7 protein-coding genes are annotated in these 17,614 nt (G+C 76.6%); 4 read left to right on the top strand and 3 right to left on the bottom strand.

Going from position 1 to position 17,614, the window contains the following annotated elements:
* Positions 1-120 precede the first annotated feature (120 nt).
* The 3 genes from HNR25_RS22625 to HNR25_RS22615 all read left to right on the top strand — a co-directional run bounded on the left by HNR25_RS22625 (position 121) and on the right by HNR25_RS22615 (position 2,339).
* Complete coding sequence (locus HNR25_RS22625; RefSeq protein WP_184638501.1) at positions 121-1,089, top strand: ABC transporter ATP-binding protein; 969 nt, start codon at positions 121-123, stop codon at positions 1,087-1,089.
* 2 nt (positions 1,090-1,091) lie between these two features.
* Positions 1,092-1,883 (top strand): ABC transporter permease, encoded by a 792-nt coding sequence (locus HNR25_RS22620; RefSeq protein WP_184638498.1) that lies wholly within the window; start codon positions 1,092-1,094, stop codon positions 1,881-1,883.
* 81 nt (positions 1,884-1,964) lie between these two features.
* Positions 1,965-2,339, top strand: a complete 375-nt coding sequence (locus HNR25_RS22615; RefSeq protein ID WP_184638496.1) for a hypothetical protein — start codon at positions 1,965-1,967, stop codon at positions 2,337-2,339.
* A gap of 121 nt (positions 2,340-2,460) precedes the next feature.
* On the opposite strand, the gene HNR25_RS22610 is transcribed toward HNR25_RS22615, so the two are convergent.
* The gene (locus tag HNR25_RS22610; RefSeq protein ID WP_184638494.1) at positions 2,461-3,681 is read right to left on the bottom strand and encodes an arginine deiminase; all 1,221 of its coding nucleotides are present in this window, start codon (positions 3,679-3,681) and stop codon (positions 2,461-2,463) included.
* A 143-nt stretch (positions 3,682-3,824) separates the two neighbouring features.
* Between HNR25_RS22610 and HNR25_RS22605 the strand changes: the two genes are divergently transcribed.
* On the top strand, positions 3,825-4,805 hold the full coding sequence (locus tag HNR25_RS22605) for an EamA family transporter (protein ID WP_184638492.1): 981 nt from the start codon (positions 3,825-3,827) through the stop codon (positions 4,803-4,805).
* 33 nt (positions 4,806-4,838) lie between these two features.
* Here the strand turns inward: HNR25_RS22605 and HNR25_RS22600 are convergent, their stop codons facing one another.
* Positions 4,839-12,353, bottom strand: a complete 7,515-nt coding sequence (locus HNR25_RS22600) for a type I polyketide synthase (RefSeq protein WP_184638490.1) — start codon at positions 12,351-12,353, stop codon at positions 4,839-4,841.
* 80 nt (positions 12,354-12,433) lie between these two features.
* Positions 12,434-17,608 (bottom strand): type I polyketide synthase, encoded by a 5,175-nt coding sequence (locus HNR25_RS22595; protein ID WP_184638488.1) that lies wholly within the window; start codon positions 17,606-17,608, stop codon positions 12,434-12,436.
* Positions 17,609-17,614 lie beyond the last annotated feature (6 nt).

Genomic DNA, 17,614 nt, shown 5'->3' with positions numbered 1-17,614 from the left:
CACCAACCCCCTCGGGTCGGCCACGCCTTATTCGTGGCCGAACCCCCTCGGGGCAGTCGGTACTTCGCCGGTGCCGGGCCGGTGCAGGTCGGCCCGCCCCCCGCCCTAGACTCGGGTGCCATGGAGACAGCCGCGGTCGAGGCCACCGATCTGGTCAAGCGCTACGGCGCGACCACCGCCGTGGCGGGCCTGACGTTCTCCGCGGCCCGCGGCGCGGTCACCGCGCTCCTCGGTCCCAACGGCGCCGGCAAAACCAGCACCGTCGAGACCTGCGAGGGGTTCCGGCGCGCCGACGCGGGCCGGGTGCGGGTACTGGGGATGGACCCCGCGGCCGACGCCGCCGCGCTCAAACCCCGCGTGGGGGTGATGCTGCAGTCGGGTGGCGTGCCCACCGGCGCCCGCGCCGGCGAGTGGCTGCGCCTGGTGGCCTCCTTCCACGCCCGCCCGGTCCCGCCCGGCGCGCTGCTGGAGCGCCTGGGCCTGCTCTCCGCGGCCGCGACGCCCTTCCGCCGCCTCTCCGGCGGCCAGCAGCAGCGGTTGTCGCTGGCCGCGGCCGTGGTGGGCCGCCCCGAGCTGGTCTTCCTCGACGAGCCCACCGCCGGACTGGACCCGCAGGCCCGCCACGCCACCTGGGACCTCATCGCCGAACTGCGCGACAGCGGGGTCGGCGTGGTCCTGACGACCCACTACATGGAGGAGGCCGAACGGCTCGCCGACCACGTGGTGATCATCGACCACGGCCGCACCGTGGCCGCCGACGCCCCCGGCGAGCTGACCGACTCCCGCCAGGAGCTGCGCTTCCGTGCCGACGCCGGCCTGGACACCGCCGCGCTGGGGGCCGCGCTGCCCGCCTCCACCCGGATCGAGCGGCGCGGCGAGAACGGGCGCGAGCCCGGCGAAGGGCGCGCAGCCGCCCCGCGCACCGAATACGCCGTCACCGCCGAGGCCTGCGACGGGGTCGGCCCCGAACTGGTCGCCACCGTGGGCACCTGGTGCGCCGCCAACGGCGTGTCCCCCGAAGGACTGCGCGTGCAGCGGCGCAGTCTCGAAGACGTCTTCCTCGAACTCACCGGCCGAGACTTGCGCTGACCATGATCCGATCCCGCACCGAAACCGACGTGTTCACCCCCGCTCCCGGGGCGGCGCCGCCGCACCGCATGGTCGCCGCGCAGGCGTCCATGGAGCTGCGCATCATGCTGCGCAACGGCGAGCAGCTGCTTCTGACCATGGTCATCCCGCTGCTGCTGCTGACGGGCTTCAGCGTCACGCCCGTGCTCGATCTGGGGCCGGGGCCGCGCGTGGACTTCCTCACGCCGGGTGTGCTGGCGCTGGCCGTGCTGTCCACGTCCTTCACCGGCCAGGCGATCGGCACGGGGTTCGAACGCCGCTACGGAGTACTCAAGCGGTTGGGCGCCACACCGCTGCCGCGCGGCGGGCTGCTGGCGGCCAAAACCCTGGCGGTGCTGGCGGTGCAGACCGTGCAGATCGTGCTCATCTGCGCCACCGCCGCGGCGCTGGGCTGGAGCCCGCAGGCCGACGCGGCCGGCGCCGCCTACGCGGTGCTGCTGGTCCTGCTGGCCACGGCCTGTTTCACCGCTCTGGCGCTGCTGATGGCCGGGACACTGCGGGCGGAGGCGACCCTGGCGGCGGCCAATCTCGTCTACGTGGTGCTGCTGGGGCTGGGCGGGGTGGTCTTCCCGACCGGCCGGCTTCCCCCGGCGGTGCAGCCGGTGGTCGAGGCGCTGCCGATCACCGCGCTGTCCGAAGGGCTGCGCGGCGTGCTTGCCGACGGGTCCGCGCCGTCGGCGGTGCCCGTCGCGGTGCTGGCGGTCTGGGCGGCGGTCGGCGCGGTGCTGGCAGCGCGGTACTTCCGCTGGGAGTGAGCCCCGCCCGCGCGGCCCGACCCGCGGCTTCTGCGGGCGGGCGGGGCCCCGGCCGGACGCCCGCCCGATAAGGTCGTGCGCGTGGAGTTCATCGGGGTGCCGTCGGTGGCGCTGATCCGCTCGCTGGGACCGCCGCTGGTGGTGCTCGCGGTCGGCGGGGTGGTGCTGGTCCGCCGCCGTCCCGCACGGGCGCGGCTGATGTGGGCGGCGCTGTCGGTGCACCTCGCGGCAGCGGCGCTGCCGTTCGCGTGGCTGCTGCTGCAGGCGGGCGCCGGGGTGGGTCGGCAGACGGTCGTCGGGCCGGCGATGATCCTGATCCAGCCGGCCGTGGACGCGCTGGCCTGGATGCTGGCGCTGGCGGCCGCGGTGGCGGCGGTGCCGCGCCGCGGCGCCTCCTCCCGGGGCCGGAACGCCGCCGATCCGGGGGCTCGGGACGATCCCGCACGGGCACGCTGAACCGTGTGCGGGGCGCATCGGGGCTCGGGCGGAACCCCAGCGCCGGACGGCGCGGGACGCGCACGGCACTGATACCGGGCTCCGTCGCATCCGCAGGGGCTTCGGCGGCCCCGTCACCGGCCTATTCGTCCCGCTCCAGGGGGCAGGTCATGCAGTGGGGGCCGCCGCGTCCACGGCCCAGTTCGCTGCCGCTGATCTCCAACACCTCCACGCCGTGCCCGCGCAGATAGGCGTTGGACGCGGCGTTGCGCTCGTAGGCGACGACCACGCCGGGCTCCAGCGCGACGACGTTGCAGCCGTCGTCCCACTGCTCGCGCTCGGAGGAGAACACGTCCTGGGTCGGGGTGAGCACGGTGATCTCGTCGAGCCCGGCCGCCTCGGCGACGGCGTCGTGCATGCGCTCGGGCGGGTGGTCGGTGACCTTCAGCCCCTTGCCGGTGTCGCCGGGCTCGACGGTGTAGGAGGGCAGCATCCCGAGTCCGGCGTACTTGGTGAACACGCCGCGGTCGACGCAGGTCATCACCGTGTCCAAGTGCATGATGGCGCGGGCCTGGGGCATCCGCAGCCCCAGCAGCCGCCGGGCGCCGCCGCGGGCGAACAGCTCGTGGGCGAGCATCTCCACGGCCTGGGGCTGGGTCCGCTCGCTCATGCCCACCAGCACCGCCCCGTTGCCGATCGGCATGATGTCGCCGCCTTCGACGGTGGCCGGGCCCCAGGCGTGTCCCGGGTTCCACAGCTCGAAGTCCGCGCCGGCGAAGCGCGGATGCCAGCGGTAGACGGCCTCGTAGTGGATGGTTTCGCGGCGCCGCGCCTTCTTGCGCATTGCGTTGATCGACACGCCGCCGCCGATCCAGCAGGAGGTGTCGCGGGTGAAGAGGTGGTTGGGCAGCGGGGTGAGGACGAAGTCGTCGGGGCCGAGGGTGTGCAGCCACACCGAGCGCGGCTCGGCGATGCGCTCCAGCAGTTCGCGCTTGGTGATGCCGCCGATGAGGAATCGGCACAGGCTCGCCGGGTCCATGGCTTCGAAAGCCGCGCGCAGCGCGCCGACCGCCATGGGGCCGAAGAACCGCTCGTCCCACACGCAGTCCAGTACGTAGGCGCGGGCCTCCGGCAGTGCCAGGACGTCCTGGAGCAGGTCGCCGAAGAGGTGCACCCCGACGCCGCGGTCGCGCAGCAGCGCGGTGAAGGCGTCGTGCTCCTCGCGCGCCCGCTCGGCCCACAGCACGTCGTCGAACAGCAGGGCGTCGTTGTTGGAGGGCGTGATCCGGTCCAGTTCCAGTCCGGGGCGGTGCACGATGACCTGCCGCAGCCGTCCCACTTCAGAGGTCACCGAAAACGCCATGGGCTCCTCGTCTCGCCTCGGATCGCGCATGTCGGGGCGACGGTCAGCATTCCGTCCGACCGCAGCCCCGAAACCTCGGGCGGGCCGCCGGCGGGGCGGAGCCGGGGCGCGGGGGCGCGGGGCGCCGCATAGGATGGGCGCCCGTGACGACGAACGCGGCCGCTGATTCATCCGGTGACCCCACCCGGAGGCGCCTGCCCCGTGGCGCCGGACTGCTGCGCGCGGCCGGCGAAACGATTCCGCCGACCTGGTTCGTACTCATCGGCACTCTGTCCGTACAGGCCGGGGCGGGCATCGCCAGCCGGCTGTTCGCGGTGCTGCCGCCCAGCGCGGTCGTATGGCTGCGGCTGCTGACGTCGGCCGTCGTGCTGCTGGCGCTGGCCCGCCCGGCGCTGCGCGGCCGCTCGCGCGCCGACTGGATGGTGGCGGTCGGGTTCGGCGTGTGCCTGGCGACCATGAACGTGGCCATCTACCAGTCGTTCGCGCGCATCCCGCTGGGAATCGCGGTCACCATCGAGTTCCTGGGCCCGTTGGCGGTGGCGGTGATCGGGTCGCGCCGCAAGACCGACCTGGTGTGGGTGGCGCTGGCCGGGACGGGCGTGGCGCTGCTGGGCCGCAGCGACGGGACGGTGACGCTGGCGGGGGTGCTGTTCGCGCTGCTCGCGGCGGCGGCCTGGGCGGGCTACATCGTGTTCAGCGCCGCCACCGGCCGCCGGTTCTCGGGCATGTCGGGGCTGGCGGTGGCCAGTGTCGTCGGCACGGTCCTGGTGGCGCCGTTGGGGGTGGCCGCGGGCGGTTCCGCGCTGCTGGACCCGCGGCTGCTGCTGATCGGCGCGGCTATCGGGGTGCTGTCCTCGGTCGTGCCCTACACGCTGGAGCTGCAGGCGCTGCGGCGCATGCCGCCGCGGGTCTTCGGCATCCTGATGAGTCTGGAGCCGGCGGCGGCCGCCCTGGTGGGGCTGGTGCTGCTGGGCCAGTTCCTGACGCTGTGGCAGTGGCTGGCCGTCGCCTGCGTGGTGGCCGCCAGCGTCGGCGCGACGCGCCGCCCGCCCGAGCCCGCGCAGACACCGCCCGCCGACGCGCGCCCCGGCCCCGATCGGACCGGGGACCGCGATCCGGACTGACGCGCGGCCCGGGGCACCGGCGCTCGGCGACGGCTACGCCGGGCCGGCGGCGGACCGCACCCATTCCTCCACGGCGGCGGCGGTCGGTGCGGCCGAGGCCTCCATCATGGTGAGGTGGTCGCCGGGCACCTCCGCGGTCGCGTGCGGCACGGGCCAGTCGACGCTCCACGAGCGCTCGCCGAAGGCGCCGCCGGCGACCGGATCCGCGGGGCGCACCAGCAGGGTGGGAACGCGGGTCTTGAGCGGCGACCAGCCCTCGAACAGGTCCAGGTAGCCGCCCATGGCCGTGGCGCGGGCCGTGTCGGTCAGGCCGAGCCCGCGGTCGCGCTCCATGATGCCGGCGATCAGCTGCGGCAGCGCGGCGTCCTCCGGCAGCGGCGTGTCCAGCAGCACCAGCCCGGCGGGGCCGCACTCCTGCGCATCCAGAAGTTCAGCGGCGGCCTGGGCGATCCAGCCGCCCGAAGACCTGCCGACGAGGACGCAGGGCTCGTCTCCGCATACGTCGGCGACGGCGCGGGCCCCGAGCTTCGCCGCCGCTGCGACGGTGGCCGGCAGCGGCTCTCCGGATGCGAAACCCGGGTGGGCGAGCACGGCGACGTCGTTGCGACCGCTCAGGGCTGCGGCGAAACGGGCGTACTCGTGCTGGCCGGAGATCGCCACCAGCGACGGGAAGCACACGAGGCGCGGCGCCGCGCCTCCTTCGACGATCCCCAACGGCCGGGGCGGGGCGCCGTACTCGTCGGCGTCGGCGAAGGTCGGACGCAGCCGGGCGGCGGCGCGCAGCATGTGCACCCCGTCAGCGGCGCGGCCGGCTGAGCAGGCGCGGCGGAACAGCGCGACCACGCTGTCGTCGCCGCCTCCGTCGTCCCCGCCGCCCGGGGCGGCGGGCCCGGCGGTACGGCGCGGGGCGGTCCCCTCCAGTACGCCGCGCAGGTGGTCGGCGAGTTCGCGCGGGGTGGTGCGGCTGAAGACCAGGCCCACCGGCAGCGGCGTCCCGACCGCCGAGGCCAGGCGGTTGCGCAGCTCGACCGCCGTAAGCGAGTCCACTCCCAATTCCAGGAAGCGGCGCTGCTCGCCGACCGCCGCGTCGCCGGGGTGGCCGAGCACGTCGGCGGCGTGGGTGCGTACGACGTCCAGCAGGATGCCGGTGCGCTCCTCGGGGGGCCGGGACGCGAAGTCGCGCGGCAGCTCCACGCTCGCGGCGGCGCCGCCTTCCGCGGTGTCGGCGGGTGCGGCGGAGCCGCGGCGCGGCCGGCCGGCGAGACCGCGGAACACAGGGGGCACGCCGCCGCTGCGGGCCCGCTCGCGCAGGCCGTCGCGGTCGACGGGCATCGCGACCAGGTGGGCTTCGCCCGTCGCCAAAGCGGTGTCGAACAGTTCCAGCGCCTGCTCGGTCTCCAGCGCACCGGCCAGTCCCTGGCGGTTCATCCGGGCGAGGTCGGAGGTGCCGACCTCGGCGGTGAGCGCACTGCGGTCGGCCCACAGGCCCCACGACAGCGAGGTGGCGGTCAGCCCGGCGGCGCGGCGGTGGGCGGCCAGCGCGTCGAGATAGGCGTTGGCGGCGGCGTAGGCGGCCTGCCCGGACGCGCCGAGCACGCCCGCCGCCGAGGAGTACAGCACGAACGCGGCCAGGTCGCGGTCCCGGGTGAGCAGGTGCAGGTTCCAGGCGGCGTCTGCTTTCGCGGTGAGAGCGGCCTCGGCGCGTTCGGGGGCGAGTTCGGCGACGACACCGTCCTCCAGTTCCCCGGCGGCGTGCACGACGGCGGTGAGGGGCCGGTCGGCGGGGATCGCGGCGATCAGTTCGGCGAGTGCGCCCCGGTCGGCGGCGTCGCAGGCGCGCACGGTCGTCTCGGCGCCCAGGTCGGTCAGCTCCCGGGCGAGGGCGGCGGCGCCCGGCGCCTCGGGACCGCGGCGACTGACCAGCAGCAGCCGCCCGGCACCGTGCCGGCGCACCAGTCGGCGGGCCGTCAGCGCGCCCAGGCGCCCGGTGCCGCCGGTGATCAGCACCGTGCCGCGCGGGTCGATCGGCTTCGCCACGGTGAGCACGGCCTTGCCGACGTTGCGGCCCTGCTGCAGGGTCCGGAACGCGTCGTGGGCGCGGTGCATCGGCCGGGCGGCCACCGGCGGATGGGCCAGCCGCCCGCGGTCGAACAGCTCCAGGATCGCGGCCAGCATCGCCTGGATGCGGTCGGGTCCGACCTCGTCGAGGTGGAAGGGCAGGTAGGCCGTTCCGGGGTGGGCCGCGCCGACCTGGGCGGCGTCGCGCACGTCGGCCTTGCCGATCTCGACGAACCGGCCGCCGTCGGCCAGCAGCCGCAGGGACGCGTCGATGTGGGCTCCGGTGAGCGAGTTGAGCACGACGTCGACACCGCGGCCGCCCGTCGCGCGGCGGAAGTGGTCCTCGTAGTCGAGGGTGCGGGAGTCGGCGACGGCGTCGGCGGGGAGACCGCCGCCGATCAGGGCCGGCTGCTTGGACCGGCCGGCGGTGCCGTAGACCTCGGCGCCGAGATGGCGGGCGAGGTGCACGGCCGCAGTGCCGACGCCTCCGGCGGCGGCGTGCACGAGCACCCGCTCGCCGGGGCGCACGCCGGCCAGGTCCACCAGCGCGTAGTAGGCGGTGAGGTAGGCGACCGGCGCAGCCGCGGCCCGGGTGTCGCTCCAGCCGTCGGGGATGCGGGCGAGGGTGCGGCGGTCGGCGACGCCCACGGTGCCGAAGGAGCCGTGCATCATGCCCATGACGCGGTCGCCGGCGGTGAGGTCGGCGACGCCGGACCCCGTCTCGACCACCACACCGGCGCACTCAGCACCGAAGTCGTACTCGGCGGGGAAGATGCCCAGCGCGAGCATGACGTCGAGGAAGTTCAGCCCGGCGGCGCGCACGGCCACGCGCACCTCGCCGGGCTCCAGAGGCCGGTCGGCCGCGGGGTTGGGCGCCGCGGCCAGGCGCACGGTGCCGTCGCCGGCGGGTTCGAGCCGCCACGGCTCGCCGCCCGGCGGCGGCAGCACCCGCTCGGGCGATTCCGCTCGGGCCAGGCGCGGGGCGCGGAGCGTGCCGGCGCGCCAGGCGAGCTGGTCTTCGCCGTGGGCGAGGGCGCCCGCGACCGCTTCGTGGACGGGCGCCGGACCGGTTCCGGGACCGGCGTGGGCCGCGGCCCGGTCGGCGCTCGCCGGCTCCAGGTCGATCAGCGCGAAGCGGCCCGGATGCTCGCTCTGGGCCGAACGCAGCAGCCCCCACAGGGCGGCGCCGGCGAGGTCGTGCGGCGGCGCCGCGGCGTCGGCGCCGTCCGCGGCGCCGACGGGCGGAGCCTCGGCCGCGACGGCGCCTTCGGTGACCACGGCGAGGCGGCAGCCGGCGAAGCGGGTGTCGTCGAGCCAGCAGCGGATCAGGCCGAGGACGCCGCGCACCGCTGCGCGGGCGGCGTGGGCCGGGGCCTCCGGGGGCGTGTGGCGGTGCACCACGACACCGGGCAACGGCGCTCCCCCGTCGACGGCGGCGGCCAGGGCGGCGAGGTCGGGGTAGCGGGGAGTGTTCTCCGGGGCGGGGCCGGCGGGTGCATCGGGCTCTCCCACGACCGCCCAGGAGGCGGGCGGGGCCGGCTGCGGCGGGGCCTGCACCGCCTCCCAGTCGAGGCAGAACAGCATGCTGCGGGCGTCGTGTCCGGCGGAGGCGCCGGCGGGCGCGGGGCGGGTGGTCACGGCGTCGATCCCGATCACCGGGGATCCCCGGGGGTCGTCCGCGTACACGGACCAGGTGTCGTCGTCCAGCGGGGTCAGGCACACGTGCAGCGCGGTGGCGCCTTCGGCGTGCAGGCTCACGCTTTCCCAGGAGAACGGCAGGCGGGGGCCGGGGGCCGGGTGCGGTCCGGGGTCGGCGCCGTCGGCGCGGGCGCCGAGCAGCAGCGGGTGCAGGGCGGTATCCAGCAGTGCCGGATGCAGGCCGAATCCCGCGGCCGCGGCGCGGTGCTCCTGGGGCAGTTCGACCTCGGCGTAGAGGCGGCCGTCGTGGCGCCAGGCCGCGCGCAGCCCGCGGAACGCGGGGCCGTAGTCGTAGCCGCGCTCGGCCATGCGGGCGTAGCAGTCCTGCAGCGGGATCTCCTCGGCGCCGGCCGGAGGCCGGGCCGAGGGCCCACTGCCGGCCGGAGGAGGGCCGGCTTCGGGCGCCAGCACCCCGTCGGCGTGCAGGGTCCAGGCACGCCCGTCGGGTCCGGCGTCGTCGCCGGCGCGGCGCGGGCGGGCGTGCACCCGCACCGCGCGGCGACCGTCGTCTCCGGGGCCGGACACGGCGACCTGCAGCTGCACGCCGCCGGTTGCGGGCAGGCACAGCGGGGTGCGCAGAGCGAGTTCGGCCAGGTGCGGGCAGTCGGCGCGCTCGCCCGCGTGCAGCGCGAGTTCGGCCAGCGCCGCTGCGGGCAGCAGAGGGGCGCCGCTGAGAGCGTGGTCGGCCAGCCAGGGCAGCCGGTGCAGCGACAGCTCCCCGGTGAGCAGGAACCCCGCTCCCCCGGCGTGCGGAACGGCGGCGCCCAGCAGCGGGTGGGACTCGGCGCCGGCGCCGAGTCCCTGCGGGCCGGTTCCGGCGGTTTCGGCGACCCAGTAACGGCGGTGCTGGAAGGGGTAGGTGGGCAGGTGGACGGTGCCGTCGGCCCGCCCGGCGAAGACGGCGTCCCAGTCGGGCTCGGCGCCGCGGGTGTAGGCGGCGGCGAGTGCGGCGGTGAACCGGTCGGGACCGCCGTCGCCGCGGTGCAGGGTGGCGACGACGCGCTCGTCGGCGCCGTCGCCGCGGCCGTCGGCGAGGATGTGCGCCAGCGGTCCGGCCAGTACGGGGTGCGGGCTGATTTCGACGAACACCGCGCGGTCGGCGGCGATGCCGCGCACGGCCCGCTCGAACAGCACGGGCCGGCGCAGATTGGCGTACCAGTAGTCGGCGCCGAGGCGGGCGCCGTCGACCGGACCGCCTTCGACGGTGGAGTGGATGGCGACGTCGGCGGAGCGGGGCGCGATCCCGGAGACGGCGTCGGTGAACGGCGCGCGCAGCGCCTCCATCTGCGCGGAGTGGGAGGCGTAGACGGAGGAGACCGGCCGGGCGTGGACGCCGTCGCGCTCGCAGGCGGCGACGAACTCGTCCAACGCGGTCTGCTCGCCGGAGACCGCGACCGATTCCGGGCCGGTGAAGGCCCCGAGCGACAGCCGGCCGTGCCAGGGCCGCAGCAGCTCCTCGGCCTGCTCGGCGGAGAGCGCCACCGAGGCCATGCCGGTGGTTTCGACGAGCGGCGCGGCCAGGCGGCTGCGCAGTGCGACGATGCGGGCGGCGTCCTCCAGGGACAGCGCGCCGGCGACGTGCGCGGCGGCGATCTCGCCCTGGGAGTGGCCGACCACGGCGTCGGGGTGGACGCCGCAGGCGCGCCACAGCCCGGCGAGTGCGACCATCACCGCGAACAGTACGGGCTGCAGCACCTCGACGCGGGAGGTGTCGGGTTCGCCGGGGTCGCCGCGCAGCACGGCGCGCAGCGACCAGTCGACGTGGGGGGCGAGCGCGGCCTCGCATGCGCCGATGCGTTCGGCGAAGACGGGGGACGCCTCCAGCAGTTCGGCACCCATGCCCGACCACTGGGTGCCCTGGCCGGGGAACGCGAACACGGTCGCGGTCGCCTCGCCCGGCGCGGCGGCGGCGCCGCGCAGCAGCCCGGGGGCGGGTTCGCCCGCGGCGAGGGCGGCCAGGCCGGAGCGGTGCTCGCTTCGGTCCGATCCCAGTACGGCGGCGCGGTGCTCGAAGCGGCCGCGGGTCGCGGCCAGGGAGTAGCCGATCCGGGCGGGGTCGGTGTCGGGGCGGCGCTGCATCCGGCGGTGCAGCCGTTCGGCCTGCTCGCGCAGCGCCTGCGGGGTGCGTGCGCTGAGCGGCAGGGCGATCGTTGCGCTCTCGGGGGCGGCCGCCCCCGCGCCCGCCCCCGCGGGGGCGGGCGCGGGGCCGGTCGGGGCCGCGAGGGTGTGGGGGGCGGGCCGGGCGCCCGTCCGGCCGTGCCGCCACGCGGGGGCGGCTCCAGGGGTTTCGTCGAGGCCTCCGAGGAGGCGGCCGGGGGCCGGGACCGCGTCGGCGGGTGCGGCGAGGGCGGCGAAGTCGTAGGCGTGGCCGGCGGGCGGTTCTTCGACGAGCACGTGGGCGTTGGTACCGCTGATACCGAACGACGACACCGCCCCGATCCGCGGGCCGCCGACGCCCTCCCAGGCCCGCGGCCCCTCGGCGACCACGCCCACCCCCGTCCGGTCCCAGTCGATCATCGGGGAGACTCCGCCGGCGGCGCCGGCCAGTGGCGGTACGACGCCGCGGCCGACCGCGGCCAGCAGCGACACGACTCCGGCGACGCCGGCGGCGGCCTGTGTGTGGGCGATGTTGGCCTTGACCGACCCCACCACCGCGCCGCCGCCCGCATCCTCGCTGACACACCCGTACACCGCGCCCAGCGCCCGCACCTCGATCGGATCGCCCAGCACCGTGCCCGTCCCGTGCCCCTCGACGACCCCCACCCGGGCGGCCTCCACCTCCGCATCGGCCAGCGCCGCCCGCATCACCGCCTCCTGCGCCGCCGGGTTCGGCGCCGAAAGCCCGTTGCTCGCCCCGTCCGAATTCACCGCCGACCCCCGCACCACCCCCCAGATGCAGCGCCCCCGGGCCACGGCGTCCGACAGCCGCTCCACCACGAGCACGCCGGCGCCTTCGCCGAAACCGGTTCCGTCGGCGCCGGCCCCGTAGGAGCGGCACCGGCCGTCGTGCGAAAGCCCGCCCTGGCGGGAGAACTCCACGAAGAGCCCGGGCGAGGAGGCGACCGACACCCCGCCGGCGAGGGCGAGGTCGCACTCGCCCCGCCGCAGCGCCTGCACCGCCTGGTGCAGCGCCACCAGCGACGACGAGCACGCGGTGTCGACGGTGACCGCCGGGCCGCGCAGCCCCAGGGTGTAGGCCACGCGGCCGGAGACGACGCTGGAGGTGTTGCCGGTGAGCACGAATCCCGCGGTCTCGTCGGGCGGCCGGCTCGCGGCGCCGAGGTAGTCGCTGCCGGTGGCGCCGATGTAGGTTCCGGTAGAGCTGTCGCGCAGCGAAGCCGGATCGATGCCGGCGCGTTCGACGGCTTCCCACGCCGTCTCCAACAGCACCCGCTGCTGCGGATCCATCGCCAGCGCCTCCCGCGGCGACACCCCGAAAAACGCCGCGTCGAACCCCGCCGCATCCGCCAGAAACCCCCCGCGCCGCACACGACTCGACCCCGCACGCCCCCCGTCCGGGTCGAACAACCCCTCCACATCCCACCCGCGATCCCCCGGAAACCCCGACGTGGCGTCACCACCCGAAGCCACCAGATCCCACAACCCCTCCGGCGACTCCACACCCCCCGGAAACCGACACCCCACCCCCACCACCGCCACCGGCTCGTGCGCGCAGGTCCGGGCTTCGTGCAGCTCGCGCCGGGTTTCGCGGAGGTCGGCGGTCACGCGCTTGAGGTAGTCGAAGAGCTTCTGCTCGGTGTCGGTGCGCTCGGTCGCAGTGCGCTCGGTCATCGTCGCCCCAGTCGTGTCGGGCCTGCGGCCGCGGGTGCCGCATCGGGTGGCGGGCTCGGTGGAGGTGGGTGGTTCGGCGGTCAGGGAGCGCCGAGTTCGTCGTCGATCACCGCGAAGACCTCGTCGGGGGTGGCGTCGTCCAGGGAGCCGTCGGCGGCCGTCGGCGTTTCGGAGCGGGCGGCCGTGCGCGCAAGGGCCTGCAGCCGCTGCGCGACGCCCGATTCGTGCAGCCGCTCGCTGTCGAGGCGGGGCAGCAGCTCTTCCAGGGCCGCCAGCTCCGCGTCCCCCGCCGGAGGATCCGCGGCGGGCTCGGCGCCGGAGGGGTCGGCTGCACCGCCGTCGCCGGCGTCGCCGTCGGCGCCGAGTTCCGTGCGCAGACGGGCGGCCACCGCCGCCACGGTGGGGTGCTCGAACGCGAGCGCGGCGGGCAGCCGCAGCCCGGTGGCCGCACCGAGCCGGTTGCGCAGGTCCACCGCCGTCACCGAGTCCAGGCCGAGTTCGGTGAAGGGGCGGGCCTCGTCGACGGCTTCCGGTGCGGTGTGGCCCAGCGCCGCCGCGACGTGCTCGCGTACCAGGGTGCGGGCGATGCGGTCGCGTTCGGGCGGGGACGCCTCGGACAGGCGCCGTCCCAGCGCGCCCGCCGGGTCCGGTCCGGCCTCCGGGGCGGCGCCGGCGCCGGGTGTTCCGGGGGGCGCGGCTGCGCGGCGCGCTTCGGGCACCTCGTCGAGCAGCGCACTGGGGCGTGCCGCGGTGAAGGCCGGGGCGAACCGCCCCCAGTCGATGTCGGCGACGGCGAAGGCCGCGTCGGCGCCACCGGTGAAGGCGGGCTCCAGCGCCGCCGCGGCGACCTGCGGCGCCATGCCCGGCATCCCGTGCCGGTGCAGCAGGCCGGCCACGTCGTCGCGCCGGGACATGCCCGTGCCGCTCCAGGCGCCCCAGGCCAGGGAGGTGGCGGGCAGCCCGGCGGCGCGCCGGTGGCGTGCGAGCGCGTCGAGGTAGGCGTTGGCCGGGGCGTAGTTGCCCTGTCCGGAGATCCCGAGCATGCCCGCGACCGAGGAGTAGAGCACGAACGCCGACAGGCCGGCGCCGGCCGTAAGCTCGTGCAGGTGGTGGGCTCCGCCCGCTTTGACCGCCATGGCGGCGTCGATGCGCGCGGCGTCCAGGTCGCCGACGGGGGCGTCGTCGAGCGCCGCCGCGGTGTGCACGACGGCGCTGAGGGGGTGTTCGGCCGGCACCGCGGCCAGCAGGCGCTGCACCTCCGCCCGGTCGGCGGTGTCGCACGCGGCCAGGGTGACGCATGTGCCGGTGGCGCGCAGCTCGTCGGCGAGTTCCGCGGCGCCGGGCGCGGCGGGGCCGCGGCGCCCGGCCAGCAGCAGGTGCAGGTGCGGCCCTCCGTGCTCGGCCAAGCGGCGGGCGGTGTGCGCGCCGAGGGCGCCGGTGCCGCCGGTGATGAGCACGGTTCCGCGCGGCCGCCACGGGTCGCCGGCGGGGCCCGCGGGCTCGGGCGCACAGGTGCGGACGAGGCGGCGGGCGCGCAGGCCCGCGGTACGCACGGCGAGCTGGTCCTCGCCGCCGGACGCGCACAGGGCGGTGTGCAGGAGCGCGGCGGTGCGCCGGTCCGGGCTCTCGGGCACGTCCACCAGGCCGCCCCACCGGCGGGGGTGCTCCTGGGCGGCGACCCGGCCCAGTCCCCACACCGCCGCCTGCGCCGGGGATCGCAGCGGGTCGTCGGCGCCGGTGGACACCGCGCCCCGGGTGGCGCACCACAGCGGGGCGTCGAGACCGGTGTCGCCCATCGCCTGCAGGAGCGCGGCGGCGAGCGCGGTTCCGGCTGCCGGCGCGGCGGCGTCGCCGCCGTCCGCGGGCAGTAGGCACAGTACGCCGTCGAGGGGGGCCTCCGCGGTACCGGCGGCGGTGCGCAGCAGCTCCGCCAGCGAGGCGCGGTCGGTCTCGGAACGCTTGGCCTCAAGCGTTTCCACGGCCAGGCCGCGGGCCGCCAGCGCGTCGCACCAGGCCCGCCCGGTGTCGGCCGCGCTGCCGGACGGTTCGCGTACCACCAGCCAGCGGCCGCCGGCGGGCGGTGCCGCGGGGGCGGGGGCGGGCGTCCACTGCTCGCGGTAGCACAGTCCGGCCAGCGCGTCCCGTTCCCGGCGACGCCGGTGCCAGCGCTCCAGTGCGGGCATCAGGGCGCGTACCGGTTCGGCGGCGGCGCCCAGAGCGGCGGCCGCGGATTCGGCGTCGCCGTCGTCCACCGCCGCCCAGAACCGGTCGTCGGCGGCACCGGCGGCACCGGGTCCGGCAGCGCCGTCCCGCTCGGCGGCGGAAGCCGCGGGGGCGGCGGGCGCTGCCGGCGCGGGGCGGGGCGGGCGCCAGTAGCGGCCGTGCTGGAAGGCGTAGGTGGGCAGTTCGGCGCCGCGGAGGCCGGTGCCGGCGTAGACGGCGGTCCAGTCGACGGGGGCGCCGCGGGCGTAGGCCTGGGCCAGGGAGGCGGTGAAGCGCGGCCACCCGCCGTCGCCGCGGCGCAGCGAGCCGACGGCGGCCGCGCGGGGTTCCGGCCTCCCGGAAGCGGCGGCGTGCTCGGCCGCCGCTTCGGCGGTCTGCTCGACGGCCATGGTCAGCACCGGGTGCGGGCTCATCTCCGCGAAGAGGCCGTGGTCGCTTTCTGCCAGCGTGCGCACGGCTTCCGCGAACCCGACCGGGCGGCGGAGGTTGGAGTACCAGTACTCGGCGTCGAGTTCGCCTTCGCCGACGGGCCGGCCGGTGACGGTGGAGTGGAAGGCGATGCGGGGCCGCCGGGAGGAGACGCCGGCGAGGTCGGCGAGGACGGCCGGGCGCAGCGCCTCCATGTGCGCCGAGTGCGACGCGTAGTCGACGGCGACGGTCCGCGCCCGGATCCCGTGTTCGTCGGCGTCGGCGACCAGGCTGCGCACGGCCGGACCGTCGCCGCTGACGACGGTGGAGGCGGGGCTGTTGACGGCGGCGACGCCGACCCGGTCGGCGAGGTCGGCGCGGGCGCCGATGAGCGCGCGCACACCGTCGGCGTCCAGCGGCACCTGCGCCATCGCGCCGTCGCCGGCGTGGGCGTGCACGGCCCGGCTGCGCAGTGCGGCGACGCGGGCGGCGTCCTCCAGCGACAGGGCGCCGGCCACGTGTGCGGCCGCGATCTCGCCCTGGGAGTGCCCGATCACGGTGTCGGGGCGCACGCCGCAGGAGATCCACAGCCGGGCCAGGGCGACCATGACGGCCCACAGCGCGGGCTGGACGACGTCGACCCGGTCGGGGTCGGGCGCGGCGGTGTCGCCGCGCAGCACGGCGCGCAGCGACCAGTCGACGTGGGGGGCGAGCGCGGCTCCGCATTCGTCGACGGCCGCGGCGAAGACGCTCGACCGCTCCAGCAGGTCGGCGGCCATACCGGGCCACTGAGCGCCCTGGCCGGGGAAGACGAACACGGTCTTGCCGGGCGGGCCGCCGCTGCCGCGGACACCGTCGGCGGGCGCTTCGCCGCGTTCCAGCGCCGCCAGGCCGGCGAGGTAGCCGTCGCGGTCGGCGGCGCCGACCACGGCGCGGTACTCCAGGTGGGCGCGGGCGGTGGAGAGGGTGGCGGCGACGTCGGCCGCGGTGTCGCCGGGGTGCTGCAGCAGGTGGGCGCGCAGGGTGCGGGCCTGGTCCGACAGCGCCTGGGGGGTGTGCCCGGACAGCGGCCAGGGCGGGGCGTCGTCGGCGAAGGCTCCGGTTCCGGCCGTCCGCTTCCCGCCGGGCAGCCGCTCCTGGCCGGTGTCGGGTGCTGCGGAGGTGGCGGGGCGGGTGAAGGCGCGCGGGTGCGGGGTGTCGGCGGGCGGTTCTTCGACGAGCACGTGAGCGTTGGTGCCACTGATACCGAACGACGACACCGCCCCGATCCGCCGACCTCCGCTCTCCTCCCACACCCGCGAACCCCCGACCACCGCACCCAACCCCAACCCGCCCCAATCGACCAGCTCCGACAACCCCTCCTCGGCCCCCGCCAACCCCGGCACCACACCACGCCCCACCACCCCCAGCAACGACACCAGCCCCGCGACCCCCGCCGCCGCCTGCGCATGAGCGATATTGGCCTTCACCGACCCCACCACCACACCACCGGCCCCGACACGAGCCCGCCCATACACCGCACCCAGCGCCCGCACCTCGATCGGATCACCCAGCACCGTGCCCGTCCCATGCCCCTCGACCACCCCCACCTCGGAAGCCCCCACCCCCGCATCGGCCAAAGCCGCCCGCATCACCGCCTCCTGCGCCACCCCGCTCGGCGCCGACAACCCGTTACTCGCCCCGTCCGAATTCACCGCCGACCCCCGCACCACACCCCAGATCCGCCGCCCCGCAGCCACCGCATCCGACAACCGCTCCAGAACCAGCACACCGGCGCCTTCGCCGAAGCCGGTCCCGTCGGCGCCGGCCCCGTAGGAGCGGCACCGGCCGTCGTGCGAAAGCCCGCCCTGGCGGGAGAACTCCACGAACACGCCCGGCGAGCCCATCACCGTGGCACCGCCGGCGAGGGCGAGGTCGCACTCGCCGCGCCGCAGCGCCTGCACCGCCTGGTGCAGCGCCACCAGCGACGACGAGCACGCGGTGTCGACGGTGACCGCCGGGCCGCGCAGCCCCAGGGTGTAGGCCACGCGGCCGGAGACGACGCTGGGCATGGACCCGGTCAGGGTATGGCCGGTGCCTTCGTCGTCGGCCGCATACATCCGCGGTCCGTACTCCTGGGCGATCGCGCCGATGTAGGTTCCGGTAGAGCTGTCGCGCAGCGAAGCCGGATCGATGCCGGCGCGTTCGACGGCTTCCCACGCCGTCTCCAACAGCACCCGCTGCTGCGGATCCATCGCCAGCGCCTCCCGCGGCGACACCCCGAAAAACGCCGCGTCGAACCCCGCCGCATCCGCCAGAAACCCCCCGCGCCGCACACGACTCGACCCCGCACGCCCCCCGTCCGGGTCGAACAACCCCTCCACATCCCACCCGCGATCCCCCGGAAACCCCGACGTGGCGTCACCACCCGAAGCCACCAGATCCCACAACCCCTCCGGCGACTCCACACCCCCCGGAAACCGACACCCCACCCCCACCACCGCCACCGGCTCGTGCAGGGCGGCGCTCAGCCGACGGTTGTGCTCGGTGAGGCGCTCGTTGTCCTTGAGGGCCGACCGCAGCGCGGCCGCGACACGGTCGGCGGCGGGCGGCTGGGGTGCGGATCCGGGACTGTGCTCGGTCATGGCTGC

The sequence above is a fragment of the Streptomonospora salina genome, from assembly GCF_014204715.1.
GTDB classification, from domain to species: domain Bacteria; phylum Actinomycetota; class Actinomycetes; order Streptosporangiales; family Streptosporangiaceae; genus Streptomonospora; species Streptomonospora salina.
The sequence above is the reverse complement of the archived record's forward strand: the minus strand, read 5'-3'. Positions and strand labels throughout refer to the sequence as shown.

Bases quoted from the DNA above. Each gene is read 5' to 3' on its own strand.
- HNR25_RS22610 (WP_184638494.1), bottom strand. From the start codon at position 3,681: ATGGCGTTTTCGGTGACCTCTGAAGTGGGACGGCTGCGGCAGGTCATC.
- HNR25_RS22625 (WP_184638501.1), top strand. From the start codon at position 121: ATGGAGACAGCCGCGGTCGAGGCCACCGATCTGGTCAAGCGCTACGGC.
- HNR25_RS22600 (WP_184638490.1), bottom strand. From the start codon at position 12,353: ATGACCGAGCGCACTGCGACCGAGCGCACCGACACCGAGCAGAAGCTC.
- HNR25_RS22595 (WP_184638488.1), bottom strand. From the start codon at position 17,608: ATGACCGAGCACAGTCCCGGATCCGCACCCCAGCCGCCCGCCGCCGAC.
- HNR25_RS22620 (WP_184638498.1), top strand. From the start codon at position 1,092: ATGATCCGATCCCGCACCGAAACCGACGTGTTCACCCCCGCTCCCGGG.